Source organism: Streptomyces sp. NPDC024555 (genome assembly GCF_055559335.1).
This window is the reverse complement of sequence record NZ_JBVHKV010000019.1, coordinates 1-15424: the sequence shown is the minus strand read 5'-3', so window position 1 is coordinate 15424 and position 15424 is coordinate 1. Positions and strand designations below refer to the sequence as shown.

Below are 15424 nucleotides of genomic sequence, written 5' to 3'. Positions count from 1 at the left end.
CTTTTATGCAAAGAGTGGTGATCATTCGGCGGGTGGCGGGTGCGGGGCCGGCCGGGCCGATTCCCGCCCGTTCCCCGCGCGGCCGATGAGTTCGCGGCTCCCGGCCGGTCCAAGCTCATGACAACCGAGAGAGGGAGAACGTCATGTCGGAGCTTCTCGTCGACTTCATCACGTCGCTCGACGGCTGTGCGTCGGGAGAGGGCTGGCCCGGGTTCTGGGGCATGGAGGGCCCGGAGTACCTCGCCTGGCTCGGTGAGCAGCCCGAGGTCACCTATCTGATGGGGGCGAACACCTACCGCCTGATGTCGGGATTCGCCGGGGGCGAGGTCCCGGACGGGCAGGACGAGTTCAGGCCGGAGGAGGAGGCGTCCGTGGACGAACTGACGCGGGCGTCCAAGGTGGTGTTCTCCTCCTCGCTCAAGGAGCCCCTGGCCTGGCCCAACTGCACGCTCGTCCGGGGCGACGCCGTCGAGGCGGTCCGGGCCATGAAGTCCGACGGTACGGGGCTCCTCAGCACGATCGGGAGCCTCGCCCTGTGCCGGTCCCTGCTGCGGGCCGGACTCGTCGACCGCTTCCGGGTCGTGATGTTCCCGGTGATCACCGGGGCCACGGGCGAGGAGCGCATCTACGACGGCTATCCGGACGTCGCCCTCGACATGACCGGGCACCGCACCTTCGACGACAGCATCCAACTGGTCGAGTACAAGCCCCGCGTGCTCGACGGGCCGCCGCTCGGCACCCCCGCGTGACAGGGCGCCGGTGCGACCGCTCCCGCTGTCAGTGGCTCCCCCTACGCTCTGCACATGGATGATCAGCAGTGGAGCGGCGTCCGCCGGCGGGTGGCCGCGCTGGGCGCCCAGCCGTCCAGCGGCACGGTGTTCGGCTCGCTCGGACACGGGTGGGTCCTGGAGGACCCGCTGACGGACGAAGAGCTCGCCGAACTCGAAGCGCAGACAGGGGTGCGGCTGCCGGACGACTACCGGAGTTTCCTCACCTCGGTGGCCGCGGGCGGCGCGGGTCCCGCCTACGGCCTCTTCCCGGCCCGTCGGGTGGACGGCCGCTGGCGCTGGGAGGGGGACGGCGCGGACCTGGCCGATCCCTCGCTGCTCGCCCGGCCGTTCCCCGACCGGGGCCCGGACCCCGAGGTCCTCGACGCGCTGCTGGCCGTGCGCCCCGAGGAGGAGGACTTCGAGGAGATCGAGGACTTCGACGACGCCATGGAGGCGTGGGACGAGCGCTGGGCATCCCTCGTGTTCGCTCCCGAGCGCACCGCGGGCGCCCTCGTGATATCGCATCTCGGCTGCGCCCAGCGGGAGTGGCTGATCGTCAGCGGCACCCATCGCGGCACCGTCTGGTCCGATCCCCGGGCGGACGACATGGACCTCGCCCCGCTCCTCGACCCCTCCGGACAGCCGGTCACCTTCGCCGACTGGTACCTCGGCTGGCTGCGGGAGGCGGAGCTGACCGTACGTCAAGCGGCCGCGCACGCCTGATCCCGGCCCCACGACGCACGCCGCAGGGGCACGGCCCCCCGTCACGTCACGTCGTACGGGACCCCCGCCGCTTCTCGTAGCGCTCCGCCGCCTCCCGGATCCAGGACCACTCCGGGCCGGGCACCTCGGCGGGCGGACGGGCGACGGTGAGACAGCGGGGGTCGTCGCGTTCGGCCAGGCCGTAGACGGCCCAGAGCCGTACGGTGCCGTCCTCGTCGTCGAGGCGGCCGGCCAGCAGGTCGGGGATTCCGGGGGACGTGGAGGCGCATTCGGCGAGTCGGTTGCACACGACCGCGCGGATGGCCGGATCGGGGTCCTGGAGCAGGGCGGCGAGCGCGCCCCGGGCCGCCTCCGAGAACAGCTCGCCCCAGCCCTGGAGGGTGGCGGCCGCGGCGGCGCGGATCCGGGGGTCGGGGTGCCCGACGTGGCGCAGTCCCACGGCTTCGACCCGCGGGTCGATGTGCTGGGCGAGGCCGCACAGGATGCCCTGCAGGACGAGTGGATCCGTCTCGCGCGCCGCCCAGGACAGCAGGACCTCCAGGACTCGCCCCTCGTACACGGACACCTCGGTGCCGTGCGGCGGCGCCCAGACGGCGGTCGTGAACAGCACGTCGACGGCGAAGCGGCGGCGTACGGGGTCGGGGTGCGTGCCCAGCTCCACGGCGGCCCGCCAGGTCTCCTCGTCCTGGCGGTCCCCGAGCCTGAGAAGGACCTCGAACCACACCACGTGGTCCGGGTCCGGACGGGTGAGCGCACGCGCGAGCAGGACGGCGAACGGCGCCCGGATCCCGACGTGGGACTCGATCCGGGTGAGGACGGCCGCGTGTCCGTCGCGCACGGTGACCCCGGCCAGGCCGGCCTCCTCGCACGACGCGAACCACTCGTTGTCGACGCGCCGTCTCCGGAGCGGGCCCGCCGCACCGGTTCTGCGGCGCAGCACGCCCGCGATGCCGTCCTCGCGGCCCTGCCGGGCGCGGGCCAGCAGTTCGTCGGCCCCGGTCGTCGTCGGTTTCCCCCCGGCGTCCCACCACGCGGCGTGGACGAGCTGAGGGGAACCGCTGTCGACGGCCCTCAGCAGCGGCGTGCTCCCGTCGGAAAGCCTGCGGTCGCGGTCGGCACCGCCCTCGATCAGTACGGCCGCGACCGCGTCGTCGCAGGCGTCGACGGCGGCGCAGAGCACGGGGAGGCCGTCGTCGCCGACCGTGTCGGGGTCCGCGCCGTCGGCGAGGAGCGCCGCGACGGCGCGGGTGTCTCCTCGGCGGACCGCGTGGAGCAGCACGTCGTCCATCCCCGCCCCCGATCGTTCGCCAACGGCCCGCCCGGACCGGCCGGGCCGAGGCTACAGTGCGTCCGCTTGACCTTGACACCGTGACAAGCACTTCACTGCGGTGCGAGGAGGTGGTCACGATGGCGATCACGGAACGGGACGGTGACGCGGTGACACGAGCGCTGCGGGGGCTGGAGGACGGGCGGGCGTCCGTACGGCTGCGGGCGGCGATGGCCGTGGGGTCGGCGCCGGACGTGCGGTTCGTCGGGGTGCTGGTCGAGCGGTGCGGGGTGGAGCCCGAGTTCTTCGTACGGGACATGCTGACGTGGGCGCTGACCCGGCATCCGGTGGAGGCGACGCTTCCGCCGCTGCTGCGGGAGCTGCGTTCGGAACGGGCGCAGGCGCGGAGTCAGGCGCTGCACACGCTCTCGAAGATCGGGGACCGGAGTGCCTGGCCGGCGATCACCGATGCCCTGCTGACGGACCCGGACGACGCGGTGGCGCGGAGCGCCTGGCGGGCCGCGGCCGTGCTCGTGCCGGAGGGCGGGGAGCGGGCACCGGCCTCGGTGATGGCGGGGCAGCTGGGGCGCGGCGGGCGGGAGACGCGGCTGAGCCTCAGCCGGGCCCTGGTCGCGCTGGGCGCGGCGGTCGAACCGGTCCTGGAGGCCGCGGCGGCCGCCGGCCGGCCCGAAGCGCGGGCGCACGCCCTCGCGACCCTGCGGCTCCTGCGTGACCCGGACGCCGACTTCGGGTACGCGACCGAGGAGGCCAAGCGCGTCGTGGCGCTGGGCGGGCCCGGCGAGGAGGGACGGTAGGGGGTGCTGACCGAGGAGACCGAGCGCGGAGCGCGCTGGGCGGGGTCGACGAGGAGGGACGGCAGGGGGTACTGATCGAAGAGGCCGAGCGCGGCGCATACCGGGCAGGCCCCGCGCGGAGAGACGGCAGGACGTACTGACCGACAAGGCCGAGCGCGGCGCGCGCCGGGCGGGTTCGACGAGGAGGGACGGCGGGGCGTGCTGATCGGTGAGGTGGCGCGGCGGTCCGGGGTGAGTGCCCGGATGCTCCGGCATTACGAGTCGCTCGGGCTGGTGCGGCCCTCGGGGCGTACGGACTCCGGATACCGGGAGTACTCCGGCGAGGACATCCGGCGGATCTTCCACATCGAGAGCCTGCGCTCGCTCGGGCTGTCGCTGCGCGAGATCGGGCGCGCGCTCGACGATCCCGGTTTCGCGCCCTCGGCCCTGGTCGGCGATCTCGTCCGGCGCACGCGCGAGCGGCTCGCGGCCGAGCGGGAGCTGCTGACCCGGCTGCGCCGGATCGACGCCGCCGGGCCGGCCGGCTGGGAGGACGTGCTCCAGGTGGTGGCGATCCTGCGGGCGCTCGGATCGCCGAGCGCCGATGCCCGTCAGCGGGCCGCTCTCTCCTCGGCCGACGAGGTGCCGGTCCCTGCGGAAGCCCTGGTGGAGGCCGTGCTCGCCGAGGCCGATCCGGTGGTCGCCGGGGCGCTGCGCTGGGCGCTGGCCCGGTCGGAGGACGGCCGGGCGACGACCCTGCTGGCCGAGGGGCTGAACGCGGCCGACCCGGCCGTACGGGAACGCGCGGTGCTCGCCCTCGCCGAGCTGCCCGGCGACCATGCCGCCGCCCGGCTGGAGGGGGCCCTGGACCACGGCGACCCCGTGGTCCGCCGCCGTGCGGCGCTCACCCTCGGGGCGCGGGGCGCGGGCGCCGCCGTCGCCACCCTCGTCGACCTGATCGTGGCGGGCAGGAACGACACCGAAGCGGCCGACGCGCTCGCCGTCCTCGCGGACGACCCCGGCGCCGCCGACCGCATCACGGCGGACCTGGTCGGCCGTCTCTCCGGCACCACCCCGCCGGCCGCACGCGGCCGGCTGACCCAGGCGCTGGCCGGCATCCCCGGAGCGGCGGCCGACCGCGCGCTGGAGGACCTCGCACACGACCCCGACCGCGCCGTGGCCCTCACCGCCGCCTATCTGCTGCGCCTGCGGGCCGACGCCAGGGGGGTGGACGGCAGGGGTACGCGGGACGGGGGTACGCGGGACGGGAACGCCCCGGGGTCCGTAGACACCCGGGGTGTTCCCGACGCTTCCTGATCCGGAACGTCAGCGCGTCCCGGCGACCCTCCCGTCCGCCAGTTCCAGACGCGTGCCGTCGAACCGGGCCCGCATGCGCCGGTCGTGCGTGACCAGCACCAGCGCTCCGCCGTAGCCGGCGAGGGCCGCCTCCAGCTCCTCGACCAGTGCGGGGGCGAGGTGGTTGGTCGGCTCGTCCAGCAGGAGCAGGTCCACCGGTGCGCTGACCAGCCGGGCGAGTTCCACGCGGCGGCGCTGACCGTAGGACAGCTCCCCGATCCGCCGCCCGAGGACGTCCGGTTCGAACAGGCCCAGCGACAGCAGCCGTTCGGCGTGGGCGTCGCGGTCGCCGGGGCGGCCGTGGGCGTAGGCGCCGAGGACGGAGAGGTGCGCGGGCCACGGCGTCTCCTCCTGCCGGAGGTGCCCCACCCGGCCCGCCACCGACACCGTGCCCGCGTCCGGGCGGAGTTCACCGGCCAGGACCCGCAGCAGGGTGCTCTTGCCGGCGCCGTTGGGGCCGGTGACCAGCAGCCGTTCGGTGCGGCCGATCCGCAGCTCCGGCAGACCGAGCCGGCCGTCGACGACCAGGCCGTCGAGCACGGCCGCCGGCCCGTGGCCCGGGTCCTGTCCGGCATCGGTGGTGATCCGGGCCGTGAACACCAGCGGGTCCGGCGGGGGCGTCACCGGGTTCGCGGTGAGCCGGGCGACGCGCTCCTTCGCGTTGCGGATACGGCTCATCGCCCCGTGGGTGCGGCTGCGCGCCCGGAACGCCCCCGCGCCGGAACCGGCCAGGTCCAGCTTGCGCGGGATGGCGGCCAGCCGGACCGCGTTGGACGCCGAGACCGTACGGCTGCGGTCGAGTTCGGCCCGCCAGGCCTCGTACCGCTCCTGGCGTCTGCGGCGCTCGGTGGCCTTGGCGGTGAGGTATCCCGCGTAGCCGTTCCCGTGCCGGGTGACCCGGCCGCCGTCGATCTCCAGGACGGTTTCGGTGATCCGCTCCAGGAACACCCGGTCGTGGGTGACGGCCACGACGGTCCCCCGGTGGGCCCGCAGCTGGTCCTCCAGCCAGCGCACCGCCCGGTCGTCGAGGTCGTTCGTCGGTTCGTCCAGGAGGAGCAGTTCGGGCCGGGAGGCGAGCGTCGCCGCGAGTGCCAGCCGGGAGCGTTCACCGCCCGAGAGCGTGCCGAGCCGCCGGTCCCGGGCGAGCCCCGGCAGTCCGAGCGCGTGCAGGGCGGCGTCGACGCGGGCGTCGGCCCCGTAGCCCTCGCGTGCCTCGTACCGCTCGGTCAGACGCGCGTACGCCGCGAGTGCGGAGTCCAGCTCCGGGCCCGGTGCCGCCCCGGCCAGGGCGGCCGCGGTCCGGCGCAGGTCCGTCTCCAGGGCGCGCAGGTCCGCCTGGGCGATGTCCACGGCGTCCTGGACCGTGGCCCGCGCGCCCAGGGAGAGCGCCTGGGCCAGATGGCCCGTGCCGCCCGGGGCGACGACGGTCACCTCGCCCGCGTCCGGCCGCTCCTCCCCCGCGAGAAGACGGAGCAGGGTCGATTTGCCGGCCCCGTTGTCCCCGATGACGCCCGCCTTCTCGCCGGGGGCGAGGGTCAGCGAGACCTCGGCGAGGACGGTCCGCCCGTGGTAGCGCTTGGTGACGTCGCGCAGCGCGAGCTGCGAAGGCTCCACGGGGTGCGGGGAGCGCGGTGTACGGGATGAATGTGCTGCATGGATAGGTGCTGAGTGCATGAGGAAGCCCCTGTTCCCGGCCGTGCCGGCGGAACGGATTCGATACGGACGCGTCGGGCGCCACGACGGCGGAGCGAGGCTCTACGCGGTCGTGGGCGGGGCGATCACAGCGTTCCCATGCGCATCACGGTAGACGGCGGGCCGGCCGCCCGTCATCCGGTTTTCCGGGCCGCCGCCGCGGACGCGGCGTTCTCCGGGCCCTGTCCGGCGTACGGACGTGGGGGCGGCCTCCGGGGCCGCGGCTGAGCGGCGGTGCGGAGACCGCCCCCACGGCGGTGTCGGTACGGAGCGGGTTACGAGCGCGCCCGGCGCTCCGCGTCGCGCTCCTTGATGCGCACGGTTTCCTTGCGGACCTCGGCCTGCGTGGCGCGCTCCTTGCGCAGCCACTCGGGGTCCTCCTGCTTGAGCGCGTCGATCTGCTCGGTGGTGAGGGCCTCCGTCACACCGCCGCGGGCCAGGCCGGAGATGGAGACGCCCAGCTTGGAGGCGACGACGGGGCGGGGGTGGGGACCGGTGCGCCGCAGCTCGCGGAGCCACTCGGGCGGGTCGCTCTGGAGCGCCGCCAGTTCGGCGCGCGAGACGACACCCTCCTGGAACTCGGCGGGGGTGGCCTCGAGGTACACACCCAGCTTCTTCGCCGCGGTCGCGGGCTTCATGGTCTGGGCGGTCTGGTGCGACGTCATGGCTCCAGGGTATCGAGCGTGTGCGCCGGCTCCGACCACGGCCGGTAACCTGGCGGGGTGACAGGCTCGGACGTATCCCCTTCGTTCCGGCTCGCGTATGTCCCGGGGGTGACGCCCACCAAGTGGGTGCGTATCTGGAACGAGCGCCTGCCCGGCATCCCCCTGACCCTCGTCCCGGTGCCCGCCGCCGGGGCACAGGCGCTGCTGCTCGACGGCGGCGCCGACGCGGGCTTCGTCCGGCTGCCCGTCGACCGTACGGCGCTCAGCGCGATCCCCCTGTACACCGAGCAGACGGTGGTCGTGATCCCCAAGGACCACGTGGCCGCGGCCGTCGACGAGGTCTCCCCGGAGGAGCTGGCCGACGACGTGGTGCTGCACCCGCTCGACGACACCCTGGACTGGGAGCGACTGCCCGGGAAGCCGGCGGTCGAGCGGCCCGCGACGACGGCGGACGCCGTGGAGCTGGTGGCGGCCGGGATCGGGGTGCTCGTCGTCCCCCAGTCGCTGGCCCGGCTGCACCACCGCAAGGACCTCACCTACCGCCCGCTGACCGGGGCGCCCGAGTCGCAGGTCGCGCTGTCCTGGCCCGAGGACCGGACCACCGATCTGGTGGAGGACTTCATCGGGATCGTGCGCGGCCGGACCGTGAACAGCTCCCGGGGCCGCACCACCGCTCCCCCGGCCAAGGACAGGTCCGCACGCGGCGAGGCCGGCGCGCGCCGCGGGACGGCGGGGAAGAACCCGCGCGGCGGCTCCGGCGGCCCGAAGGGGTCCGGGGGCGGCGCCAAGGGCGGCAAGGGGGCCAAGGGCGGCGCCCGGGGCGCGAAGGGCGGCGGGCCGGCCAAGCGCGGCAAGCCCCGCGGGCGCTCGTAGGCCGGTGCGGCAGGTCGTTGTCAGACCCTGCTGGCACCATCGGTGATCATGACGCACACCGAACGCCCGATGCCGCCCCTGAACGCCGACGAGCACACCTCCCTGGCCGCCTGGCTGGACTTCTACCGCGCCACCGTCGCGCTGAAATGCGAGGGCCTGTCCGACGCCCAGGCGCGGACGGCCTCCGCCGCTCCCTCGGAGCTGACGCCGCTGGGTCTCGTCCAGCACCTCACGGAGGTGGAGCGGAACTGGTTCCGCCGGGTTCTGGGCGGGGAGGACGTGCCGCCGGTGTACGGGGACGCGCCCGGTTCCGGTGGCCACGACGGGGGCTTCGACCTGGCGCGGGACGCCACCCTCGCGGATGCCGTCGCCCGCTGGCAGGAGGAGATCGCCGTCGCACGGGCCGCCTGCGCCGCGCGCTCGCCGGAGGACACCGCCCCGTTCATGGGCGGCGAGGTGAGCCTGCGGTGGATCTACACGCACATGATCGGGGAGTACGCCCGCCACTGCGGCCACGCCGACCTGCTGCGGGAGCGGATCGACGGCGCCACCGGGGTGTGAGGGCGCCCCGCCGGCCGGTGCCCGGAACCCCGGCGCGCGCGGGCGTGAGCGACGTATCACCGCTCCCGCCCGTCACGGACGCACCGGGGGATGTCAGGATGGTTGTATGACGAGCCAGGTTTACTTCGACATCACCATCAACGACGAGCCCTCCGGGCGGATCGTCTTCAACCTTTTCGACGACATCGTCCCCAAGACCGCGCAGAACTTCCGCGAGCTGGCGACCGGCCAGCACGGCTTCGGTTACAAGGGTTCGTCGTTCCACCGCGTCATCCCCGAGTTCATGCTCCAGGGCGGTGACTTCACCCGCGGCGACGGCACCGGCGGCAAGAGCATCTACGGCGCCAAGTTCGACGACGAGAACTTCAAGCTGGCCCACACCAAGCCGGGTCTCCTGTCCATGGCGAACAGCGGCCCGAACTCCAACGGTTCGCAGTTCTTCATCACGACGATCGTGACCTCGTGGCTGGACGGCAAGCACGTGGTCTTCGGCGAGGTCGCCGACGAGACGAGCATGGCCCTGGTCAAGAAGATCGAGTCGCTGGGCTCGCAGAGCGGCCGCACCAAGGCGAAGGTCACCATCGCCGACTCCGGCGTTCTCTGATCCCCGCCCGCGCACGGCGCAGCTGAACCGGAAGCGCCGGCCGACGTACCCCGTCGGCCGGCGCTTCTGTCGTTCCCGGGCGGCCCGCGGGCTCGGAATCGCACACATCTTCACTGTCAACCAAAGGTTGACACCGCCCTTACTGTCAACCTACCGTTGACACATGACGCAACCCAAGGGCATGAGCCACCCCGTCCGTCTCGACGACCTCATCGCAGCCATCAAGAAGGCCCACACGGACGCCCTGGACCAGCTCCAGGACGCCGTCATCGCCGCGGACCACCTCGGCGACATCGCCGACCACCTGATCGGTCACTTCGTGGACCAGGCCCGGCGCTCGGGCGCCTCCTGGACGGAGATCGGCAGGAGCATGGGCGTGACCCGCCAGGCCGCCCAGAAGCGCTTCGTCGCCAAGGACCCCGGCGGGGCCTCCGGCCTCGACCCCAACCAGGGCTTCGGCCGCTTCACCACCCGCGCCAGGAACGTCGTGATGGCCTCGCAGAACGAGGCACGGGCCGCGGGCAGTACCGAGATCGGCACCGCACACCTCGTGCTGGGCCTGCTCAGCGAGCCGGAGGCGCTCGCGGCGGTCTTCATCAAGGGTCAGGGCGTGGTGCTGGACACCGTCCGCCAGGCCGCCACCGAAGCGCTTCCGGCGGCCACCGAGGGCGAGGTGCCCGAGCTGGTCCCGTTCGACGCCGACGCGAAGAAGGTCCTGGAGCTGACCTTCCGCGAGGCCCTGCGGCTGGGGCACAACTACATCGGCACCGAGCACATCCTGCTGGCCCTGCTGGAGCACGAGGACGGTGCGGGCCTGCTCACCGGGCTCGGCCTGGACAAGGCCGCCGCCGAGGCGGCCGTCACCGAGATGCTCGCGGTCCTCACCGCGGGCGCCCCGGACACCGGCGAGAAGGACTGACCCGGCCCCCCGGAGGGTCCGGCGGCGTCGCGGAGACCCCGTCGCGCCGCCGGACCCTCCACCGGCACCCCGGGCCGCCGGTCACAGCGACGCGTACACCGCGCCGATCAGCGCCGTCTTGCGCGGGTCGTTCGCCAGGTGCGGGCCCATCCGGTTCATGACGTACCCGAGGGCGATCCCGTTCTCCGGATCGGCGAGGCCGAAGGAGCCCCCCGCCCCGTCGTGGCCGACGGCCCTCGGATTGGGTCCGTAGGTGGCGTCCGGCCCGCTCAGCCAGAGCCCCAGGGCGATCTCCGTCTCCTGGGCGAAACCGCCGCCGAGCACCAGGTCGTGGCAGCGTCCCTGCCCCTCGCGGACCCGTTCGGCGGCCTCCGGCGACAGGATCCGGACCCCGTCCGCGCTGCCGCCCCCGGCGAGGACGCCGTAGAGCGCGGCGACCGCGCGGGCCGTGCCGTGGCCGTTGGCCGCGGGTATCTCGGCGGCGCGCCAGCCGGCGCTGTTGGCGGCCTTCGCGCCCGTGGGCGGGTTGAGCAGGGCGGCGACGGCGACCGGTCCCAGCTGTGCGAGGAGCGCGGTCTGCGAGCGCCGGCCGGACGCCGGGGCGACGAGGTCCGCGACCCGGTCCGCCGCCTTCTCGGGCAGCCCGACGGAGAAGTCCGCGCCCAGCGGTTCGGCCAGCTCCCGCCGCAGGAACTCCCCCGGCGACATCCCGGCGACCCGCCGGATCACCTCGCCGACCAGGAAGCCGTACGTCAGGGCGTGGTAGCCGGAGCGGGTGCCGGGCTCCCACCACGGGGCGGTCGCCGCGAGCCGGGACGTCGTCAGCTCCCAGTCGTACAGCTCCTCCAGCGCGTGCGGTTCGCGCAGCCCGGCCAGGCCGGCCCGGTGCGAGAGCAGATGCCGGACGAGGACGTTCTCCTTGCCGGCCGCGGCGAACTCCGGCCAGTAGGCGGCGACCGGGGCGTCGAGGTCGAGGTGCCCCCGGTCCGCCAGGACATGGGCGCAGAGCGCCAGCGGCCCCTTGGTGGTGGACCAGACGTTGACGAGGGTGTCGCGCTCCCAGGGGCGGGTGCGGTCGGCGTCCGCCCAGCCGCCCCAGAGGTCGACCGCGGGCCGGCCGTCGACCAGCACGGTGAAGGCCGCCCCCAGCTCGTCCCGCGTCGCGAAGTTGGCCTCGAACGCGGCGCGCACCGCGGCGAACCGCTCGTCGCAGTGGCCCTGGATCGGTAGCACTGGGGGTCTCTCCTCGCCCGGTCGCGCCCGGTGGACCCGGTGCGCGTTCAACGTACCGACTGGTCGGACCGGCGGGAAGGGGCGGGCGGCGGTGATCCGCGGGGATTCCCGGTCAGCGGACGCCGGTCTCCAGGCAGAGGCTCCAGCGGCGCGGCAGTCCCGTGAGCGTGATCGTGGAGAGCGGGCGGACGTCCACGTTCCAGTACGTCGGGGGCGGGGCCTTCAGCGCGTAGACGAGGGCGGCCCGGACGACGGCCGGTTCGGCGACCGCGACGATGGAGCCCTCGACGGCGGGGCGGGTGTCCAGCCAGCCGCCGATCCGCGAGATGAAGGCCAGGAGGGATTCGCCGCCGTGGGGCGCGGAGCGCGGGTCGGCCAGCCACGCGTCCACCGCCGCCGGTTCGCGCGCGGTGACGTCGGCGAGGGTGCGGCCGCGCCAGCGCCCCATGTCGCAGTCGCGCAGGGCGGGCTGGACCAGCGGCGCGAAGCCGAGCATGTCGCCGGTGGCACGGCTGCGGGCGGTCGGCGAGCAGTAGCGCAGTTCGGCCGCCCCCAGCGGGACGAGCGCGGGGGCGGCGAACTGCACCTCGTGCCAGCCGGCCTCGTCGAGCGGCCGGTCGTCGTCGAAGCGCTCGCCGAGCAGCGCCGAACTGCGTGCCGCGGCGACGAGCGTGACTCGAACACTCATGGCCGAGATCGTGGGTCCGAACGCGCCCCGGGTCAAGAGCGCCTTCGCGGGCCGTTCTCAGGCGAGCCGCAGGCTCATCCACTGGTCCGGCTGCTCCAGTGGCCGGAAACCGACCTTCTCGTACACGCCGTGGGCGTCGTCCGTGGCGAGCAGCAGCCGGCGGACCCCGGCCGCGGCGAGGTGGTCGCGCGCCTCGGTGGCGAGGCGTACGCCGAGCCCGTGGCCCCGGGCCGCGGGGTCGACGTACACATCGCAGAGCCAGGCGAAGGTGGCGGAGTCGGTCACCACCCGGGCGTATCCCACCTGCTCGCCGGAGCCGACCGCGTACGCGCCGAAGTTCAGGGAGCCGGCCATGGCCCGGTCGTGGTGCTCACGGGCGCGCCCCTCGGCCCAGTAGGTGGTGGAGAGCCAGTCGTGGATCCGGGCGGCGTCCAGCCGGGAGGGGTCGGACGATATCTCGTAACGTTCCTGGGATGTCTGCGTCATGTCCGGACCCTACCGGCCGGGACCGTCGCGGCCCGGCGGCCGGCGGCCGTCCGGTCATAGACTTGTCGACATGGACGCCATCCCGTGAGGAGGTCACTCCCGATGGAGGCACACACGGGCGACCGGCTGCTGACGCACGGCAGGACCGTGGGGCAGCACGACCGGGAAGCCGAGATCCTCGAAGTGCTCGGGGACGGGGGCACTCCCCCGTACCGGGTCCGCTCCGAGGACGGACACGAACACCTGATCGCCCCCGGCCCGGACAGCGTCGTGCGGCACGGCGCCTGCCGGGACCGGGATCCGCGGTCCTGACAGGGGCCGGTCAGCGGGGCGCGCGGGCCCGCGACCGGTAGTGGTCGGCCACGAGCCGGTCCATCGCGCCGATGCGGTCCGTGACCACGCTCTTCGCGGAGAAGTAGGCGTGGCCGCGGACCTGGTCGTACTCGGCCGCGACGTCGAGGTGGCGGGAGAGTTCCGCCGGGTCCTGCCAGGCGGCGGGCTGGGCGGGGTCGCCCGCCTTGTACAGGGCCTCGCCGATGAAGAGGTCCACCTCCGTGCCCCGGACCGTCGTGTCCCACCAGCCCACCAGCTTCCGGTAGTCGGCGGCGGCGAGGCCGATGTTCCAGTAGAGCTGGGGGCAGATGTAGTCCACCCAGCCCTTGCGGACCCAGCCCCGGGTGTCGGCGTACAGGTCGTCGTAGGTCTCCACCCCGGCCGAGGTCGGTGAGCCGAGCGCGTCGGTGGAGGCGTTGCGCCACACCCCGAAGGGGCTGATCCCGAACCGCACGCCCGGCTTGAGCGCCTTGATCCGCTCCCCGGTCTCCCGCACCAGCCGGTCGATGTTGTCGCGCCGCCAGGCCGCCCGGCCGGAGAAGTCCCCGCCGTACTTCTTGAAGGCGGCGTCGTCGGCGAAGCTCTGGCCGGAGACGGGATACGGGTAGAAGTAGTCGTCCCAGTGCACGGCGTCGATGTCGTAGCGGCGGACCGCGTCCAGCATCGCGTCCTGGACGAAGGACCGGACCTCCGGCAGACCGGGGTTGTAGTACAGCTTCCCGCCGTAGGGCACGACCCAGCCGGGGTTGCGGCGCGCGGGGTGGGAGGCGGTGAGGCGGGAGGGGTCGGTGTGGTTGGCGACGCGGTACGGGTTGAACCAGGCGTGCAGTTCCAGATCGCGGGCGTGGGCCTCCTCGACGGCGGTCCCCAGCGGGTCCCAGCCCGGGTCCTTGCCCTGGGTGCCGGTCAGACAGGCCGCCCACGGTTCGTAGGCGGAGGGCCACAGCGCGTCGGCGCTGGGGCGCACCTGGAGGATCACGGTGTTCAGCCGCCGGTCGACCGCCTCGTCCAGATAGGAGACGAGTTCGGCGCGCTGCTTCGCGGCCGTCAGACCGGTCTTCGAGGGCCAGTCGATGTTCGCCACGGTGGCGATCCACATCCCTCTCAGCTCCCGGTGGACCACGTCGCGCGCGCCACCGGCCGGACCGGCCGCTCCGGCCCCGCCCCTCCCGGTCGCCGCGGCGTCTCCGGCGAGGGCCGCGGCGGCCACCACCCCCGCCACCGTGCCGGTGGCCCCGGTCATGAACGCCCTGCGGTCCATCCGTCCCATCGCCCCGCTCCTGCCGTCTCGGTCCGCGCCCTGTCCCCCGGGAATCCGGGGGTGGAACGAGCATGCCCGCCCCAGCCCCCGATCCCGGGGAGGCGCGGAGTAACGTCGTGGGGTCGTGGTGGAGCCCGGAATCAGACGGAAGCCGCCGAACGTGAACAGCGAAAGGCACGAGGTGACGGACTCTATGGCCGACATTGCACGCGTCGGAGTGGTGGGCTGTGGCCAGATGGGCGCGGGCATCGCGGAGGTGTGCGCCCGCAGCGGCCTCGACGTCAAGGTGGCCGAGACCACCGGCGAGGCGCTGGAGATCGGCCGCACCCGGCTCCACAACTCCCTGTCCAAGGCCGCCGAGCGCGGCAAGATCACGGCGGAGGAGCGCGACGAGACGCTCGGCCGCCTCAGCTTCACCACCGACCTCGGGGAGTTCGCCGACCGCGATCTCGTCATCGAGGCCGTCGTGGAGAACGAGCAGGTCAAGACCGAGATCTTCCAGGTGCTCGACCAGGTGGTGACCCGCCCGGACGCCATCCTGGCCTCCAACACCTCCTCCATCCCGCTGGTGAAGCTGGCCGTCGCGACCTCCCGCCCGGACCAGGTCATCGGCATCCACTTCTTCAACCCGGCGCCGGTGCAGAAGCTCGTCGAGCTGATCCCCGCGCTGACCACGTCGGACGAGACCGTCACCCGGGCCGAGGCCCTGGTGCAGGACGTCCTGGGCAAGCACCCGATCCGCGCCCAGGACCGCTCCGGCTTCGTCGTCAACGCGCTGCTGATCCCGTACCTGCTCTCCGCGATCCGGATGTTCGAATCGGGCATCGCCAGCCGCGAGGACATCGACAACGGCATGGAGATGGGCTGCGCCCACCCCATGGGCCCCCTGAAGCTGGCCGACCTGATCGGCCTGGACACGGTCGCCTCGGTCGCCGACTCGATGTACGCCGAGTACAAGGAGCCGCTGTACGCCGCTCCCCCGCTGCTCCAGCGCATGGTCGACGCGGGCCGGCTGGGCCGCAAGACCGGGTCCGGGTTCTACCCGTACGCCTGATCCGGCCGTGGGGGGGGGGGGGGGGGCCCCCCCCCCCCCCCCCCCCCCGGGGGGGGGGGGGGGGGCCCCCCGGGGGGGCGGCCCCCCCCCCCCCCCCCGGCGCCGGGCCGCCGGGCCCCGCGGGGGCGCGGGCCCCCCAACAGGC

At 74.1% G+C, this 15424-nt stretch carries 17 protein-coding genes; 10 read left to right on the top strand and 7 right to left on the bottom strand.

The genetic code is table 11. From position 1 onward, the window contains the following. The first annotated feature begins 143 nt into the window (after window positions 1-143). Window positions 144-749 (top strand): dihydrofolate reductase family protein, encoded by a 606-nt coding sequence (locus ACZ4FH_RS28640; protein WP_467308489.1) that lies wholly within the window; start codon window positions 144-146, stop codon window positions 747-749. A 54-nt stretch (window positions 750-803) separates the two neighbouring features. Beyond that, a complete protein-coding gene (locus ACZ4FH_RS28635; RefSeq protein WP_467308488.1) occupies window positions 804-1493 on the top strand; it encodes an SMI1/KNR4 family protein in 690 nt (229 codons plus the stop codon). A 46-nt stretch (window positions 1494-1539) separates the two neighbouring features. On the opposite strand, the gene ACZ4FH_RS28630 is transcribed toward ACZ4FH_RS28635, so the two are convergent. Next, on the bottom strand, window positions 1540-2781 hold the full coding sequence (locus ACZ4FH_RS28630; protein ID WP_467308487.1) for a HEAT repeat domain-containing protein: 1242 nt from the start codon (window positions 2779-2781) through the stop codon (window positions 1540-1542). Between the two features lie 119 nt (window positions 2782-2900). Here ACZ4FH_RS28630 and ACZ4FH_RS28625 point away from each other — a divergent pair, with 119 nt between their 5' ends. Both ACZ4FH_RS28625 and ACZ4FH_RS28620 read left to right on the top strand, forming a co-directional pair. Beyond that, window positions 2901-3575, top strand: a complete 675-nt coding sequence (locus tag ACZ4FH_RS28625) for a HEAT repeat domain-containing protein (RefSeq protein WP_467308641.1) — start codon at window positions 2901-2903, stop codon at window positions 3573-3575. Between the two features lie 198 nt (window positions 3576-3773). Further along, on the top strand, window positions 3774-4871 hold the full coding sequence (locus ACZ4FH_RS28620) for a MerR family transcriptional regulator (protein ID WP_467308486.1): 1098 nt from the start codon (window positions 3774-3776) through the stop codon (window positions 4869-4871). Window positions 4872-4880: 9 nt separating this feature from the next. Here ACZ4FH_RS28620 and ACZ4FH_RS28615 read toward each other — a convergent pair whose 3' ends face one another. Beyond that, window positions 4881-6524, bottom strand: coding sequence for a TlrC/CarA/OleB/SrmB family ABC-F type ribosomal protection protein (locus tag ACZ4FH_RS28615; protein WP_467308484.1), 1644 nt, complete (start codon window positions 6522-6524; stop codon window positions 4881-4883). 353 nt (window positions 6525-6877) lie between these two features. Next, complete coding sequence (locus ACZ4FH_RS28610; protein ID WP_383645696.1) at window positions 6878-7267, bottom strand: DUF5997 family protein; 390 nt, start codon at window positions 7265-7267, stop codon at window positions 6878-6880. Between the two features lie 57 nt (window positions 7268-7324). On the opposite strand from ACZ4FH_RS28610, the gene ACZ4FH_RS28605 reads away from it, so the two are divergent. The 4 genes from ACZ4FH_RS28605 (at window position 7325) to ACZ4FH_RS28590 (ending at window position 10224) form a co-directional block, all read left to right on the top strand. Beyond that, entirely contained in the window at window positions 7325-8140 is an 816-nt protein-coding gene (locus ACZ4FH_RS28605; RefSeq protein ID WP_467308483.1) for a LysR family substrate-binding domain-containing protein, read from the top strand. A 48-nt stretch (window positions 8141-8188) separates the two neighbouring features. Further along, entirely contained in the window at window positions 8189-8701 is a 513-nt protein-coding gene (locus ACZ4FH_RS28600; RefSeq protein ID WP_383645676.1) for a DinB family protein, read from the top strand. Window positions 8702-8807: 106 nt separating this feature from the next. After that, complete coding sequence (locus ACZ4FH_RS28595; protein WP_467308480.1) at window positions 8808-9305, top strand: peptidylprolyl isomerase; 498 nt, start codon at window positions 8808-8810, stop codon at window positions 9303-9305. Window positions 9306-9468: 163 nt separating this feature from the next. Next, window positions 9469-10224 carry a Clp protease N-terminal domain-containing protein gene (locus ACZ4FH_RS28590; protein WP_467308479.1) on the top strand — a complete coding sequence of 252 codons (756 nt, stop codon included), beginning with the start codon at window positions 9469-9471 and terminating at the stop codon, window positions 10222-10224. 81 nt (window positions 10225-10305) lie between these two features. Here the strand turns inward: ACZ4FH_RS28590 and ACZ4FH_RS28585 are convergent, their stop codons facing one another. The 3 genes from ACZ4FH_RS28585 to ACZ4FH_RS28575 form a co-directional block, all read right to left on the bottom strand. Continuing rightward, window positions 10306-11457 (bottom strand): serine hydrolase domain-containing protein, encoded by a 1152-nt coding sequence (locus tag ACZ4FH_RS28585; RefSeq protein ID WP_467308478.1) that lies wholly within the window; start codon window positions 11455-11457, stop codon window positions 10306-10308. A gap of 112 nt (window positions 11458-11569) precedes the next feature. Beyond that, window positions 11570-12145, bottom strand: coding sequence for a histidine phosphatase family protein (locus ACZ4FH_RS28580; RefSeq protein WP_467308476.1), 576 nt, complete (start codon window positions 12143-12145; stop codon window positions 11570-11572). A gap of 57 nt (window positions 12146-12202) precedes the next feature. Beyond that, a complete protein-coding gene (locus ACZ4FH_RS28575; protein WP_467308475.1) occupies window positions 12203-12631 on the bottom strand; it encodes a GNAT family N-acetyltransferase in 429 nt (142 codons plus the stop codon). Between the two features lie 102 nt (window positions 12632-12733). On the opposite strand from ACZ4FH_RS28575, the gene ACZ4FH_RS28570 reads away from it, so the two are divergent. Continuing rightward, the gene (locus ACZ4FH_RS28570; RefSeq protein WP_467308474.1) at window positions 12734-12943 is read left to right on the top strand and encodes a DUF1918 domain-containing protein; all 210 of its coding nucleotides are present in this window, start codon (window positions 12734-12736) and stop codon (window positions 12941-12943) included. A 10-nt stretch (window positions 12944-12953) separates the two neighbouring features. On the opposite strand, the gene ACZ4FH_RS28565 is transcribed toward ACZ4FH_RS28570, so the two are convergent. After that, a complete protein-coding gene (locus ACZ4FH_RS28565; RefSeq protein WP_467308472.1) occupies window positions 12954-14234 on the bottom strand; it encodes a glycoside hydrolase family 10-like protein in 1281 nt (426 codons plus the stop codon). Window positions 14235-14418: 184 nt separating this feature from the next. Here ACZ4FH_RS28565 and ACZ4FH_RS28560 point away from each other — a divergent pair, with 184 nt between their 5' ends. Then, the gene (locus tag ACZ4FH_RS28560; RefSeq protein ID WP_383645654.1) at window positions 14419-15279 is read left to right on the top strand and encodes a 3-hydroxybutyryl-CoA dehydrogenase; all 861 of its coding nucleotides are present in this window, start codon (window positions 14419-14421) and stop codon (window positions 15277-15279) included. Window positions 15280-15424: the final 145 nt, after the last annotated feature.

Coding starts and splice junctions, on each gene's coding strand:
- ACZ4FH_RS28640 (WP_467308489.1), top strand. CDS start 144: ATGTCGGAGCTTCTCGTCGACTTCATCACGTCGCTCGACGGCTGTGCG.
- ACZ4FH_RS28635 (WP_467308488.1), top strand. CDS start 804: ATGGATGATCAGCAGTGGAGCGGCGTCCGCCGGCGGGTGGCCGCGCTG.
- ACZ4FH_RS28630 (WP_467308487.1), bottom strand. CDS start 2,781: ATGGACGACGTGCTGCTCCACGCGGTCCGCCGAGGAGACACCCGCGCC.
- ACZ4FH_RS28625 (WP_467308641.1), top strand. CDS start 2,901: ATGGCGATCACGGAACGGGACGGTGACGCGGTGACACGAGCGCTGCGG.
- ACZ4FH_RS28610 (WP_383645696.1), bottom strand. CDS start 7,267: ATGACGTCGCACCAGACCGCCCAGACCATGAAGCCCGCGACCGCGGCG.
- ACZ4FH_RS28600 (WP_383645676.1), top strand. CDS start 8,189: ATGACGCACACCGAACGCCCGATGCCGCCCCTGAACGCCGACGAGCAC.
- ACZ4FH_RS28595 (WP_467308480.1), top strand. CDS start 8,808: ATGACGAGCCAGGTTTACTTCGACATCACCATCAACGACGAGCCCTCC.
- ACZ4FH_RS28590 (WP_467308479.1), top strand. CDS start 9,469: ATGACGCAACCCAAGGGCATGAGCCACCCCGTCCGTCTCGACGACCTC.
- ACZ4FH_RS28580 (WP_467308476.1), bottom strand. CDS start 12,145: ATGAGTGTTCGAGTCACGCTCGTCGCCGCGGCACGCAGTTCGGCGCTG.
- ACZ4FH_RS28575 (WP_467308475.1), bottom strand. CDS start 12,631: ATGACGCAGACATCCCAGGAACGTTACGAGATATCGTCCGACCCCTCC.
- ACZ4FH_RS28570 (WP_467308474.1), top strand. CDS start 12,734: ATGGAGGCACACACGGGCGACCGGCTGCTGACGCACGGCAGGACCGTG.
- ACZ4FH_RS28565 (WP_467308472.1), bottom strand. CDS start 14,234: ATGGGACGGATGGACCGCAGGGCGTTCATGACCGGGGCCACCGGCACG.
- ACZ4FH_RS28560 (WP_383645654.1), top strand. CDS start 14,419: ATGGCCGACATTGCACGCGTCGGAGTGGTGGGCTGTGGCCAGATGGGC.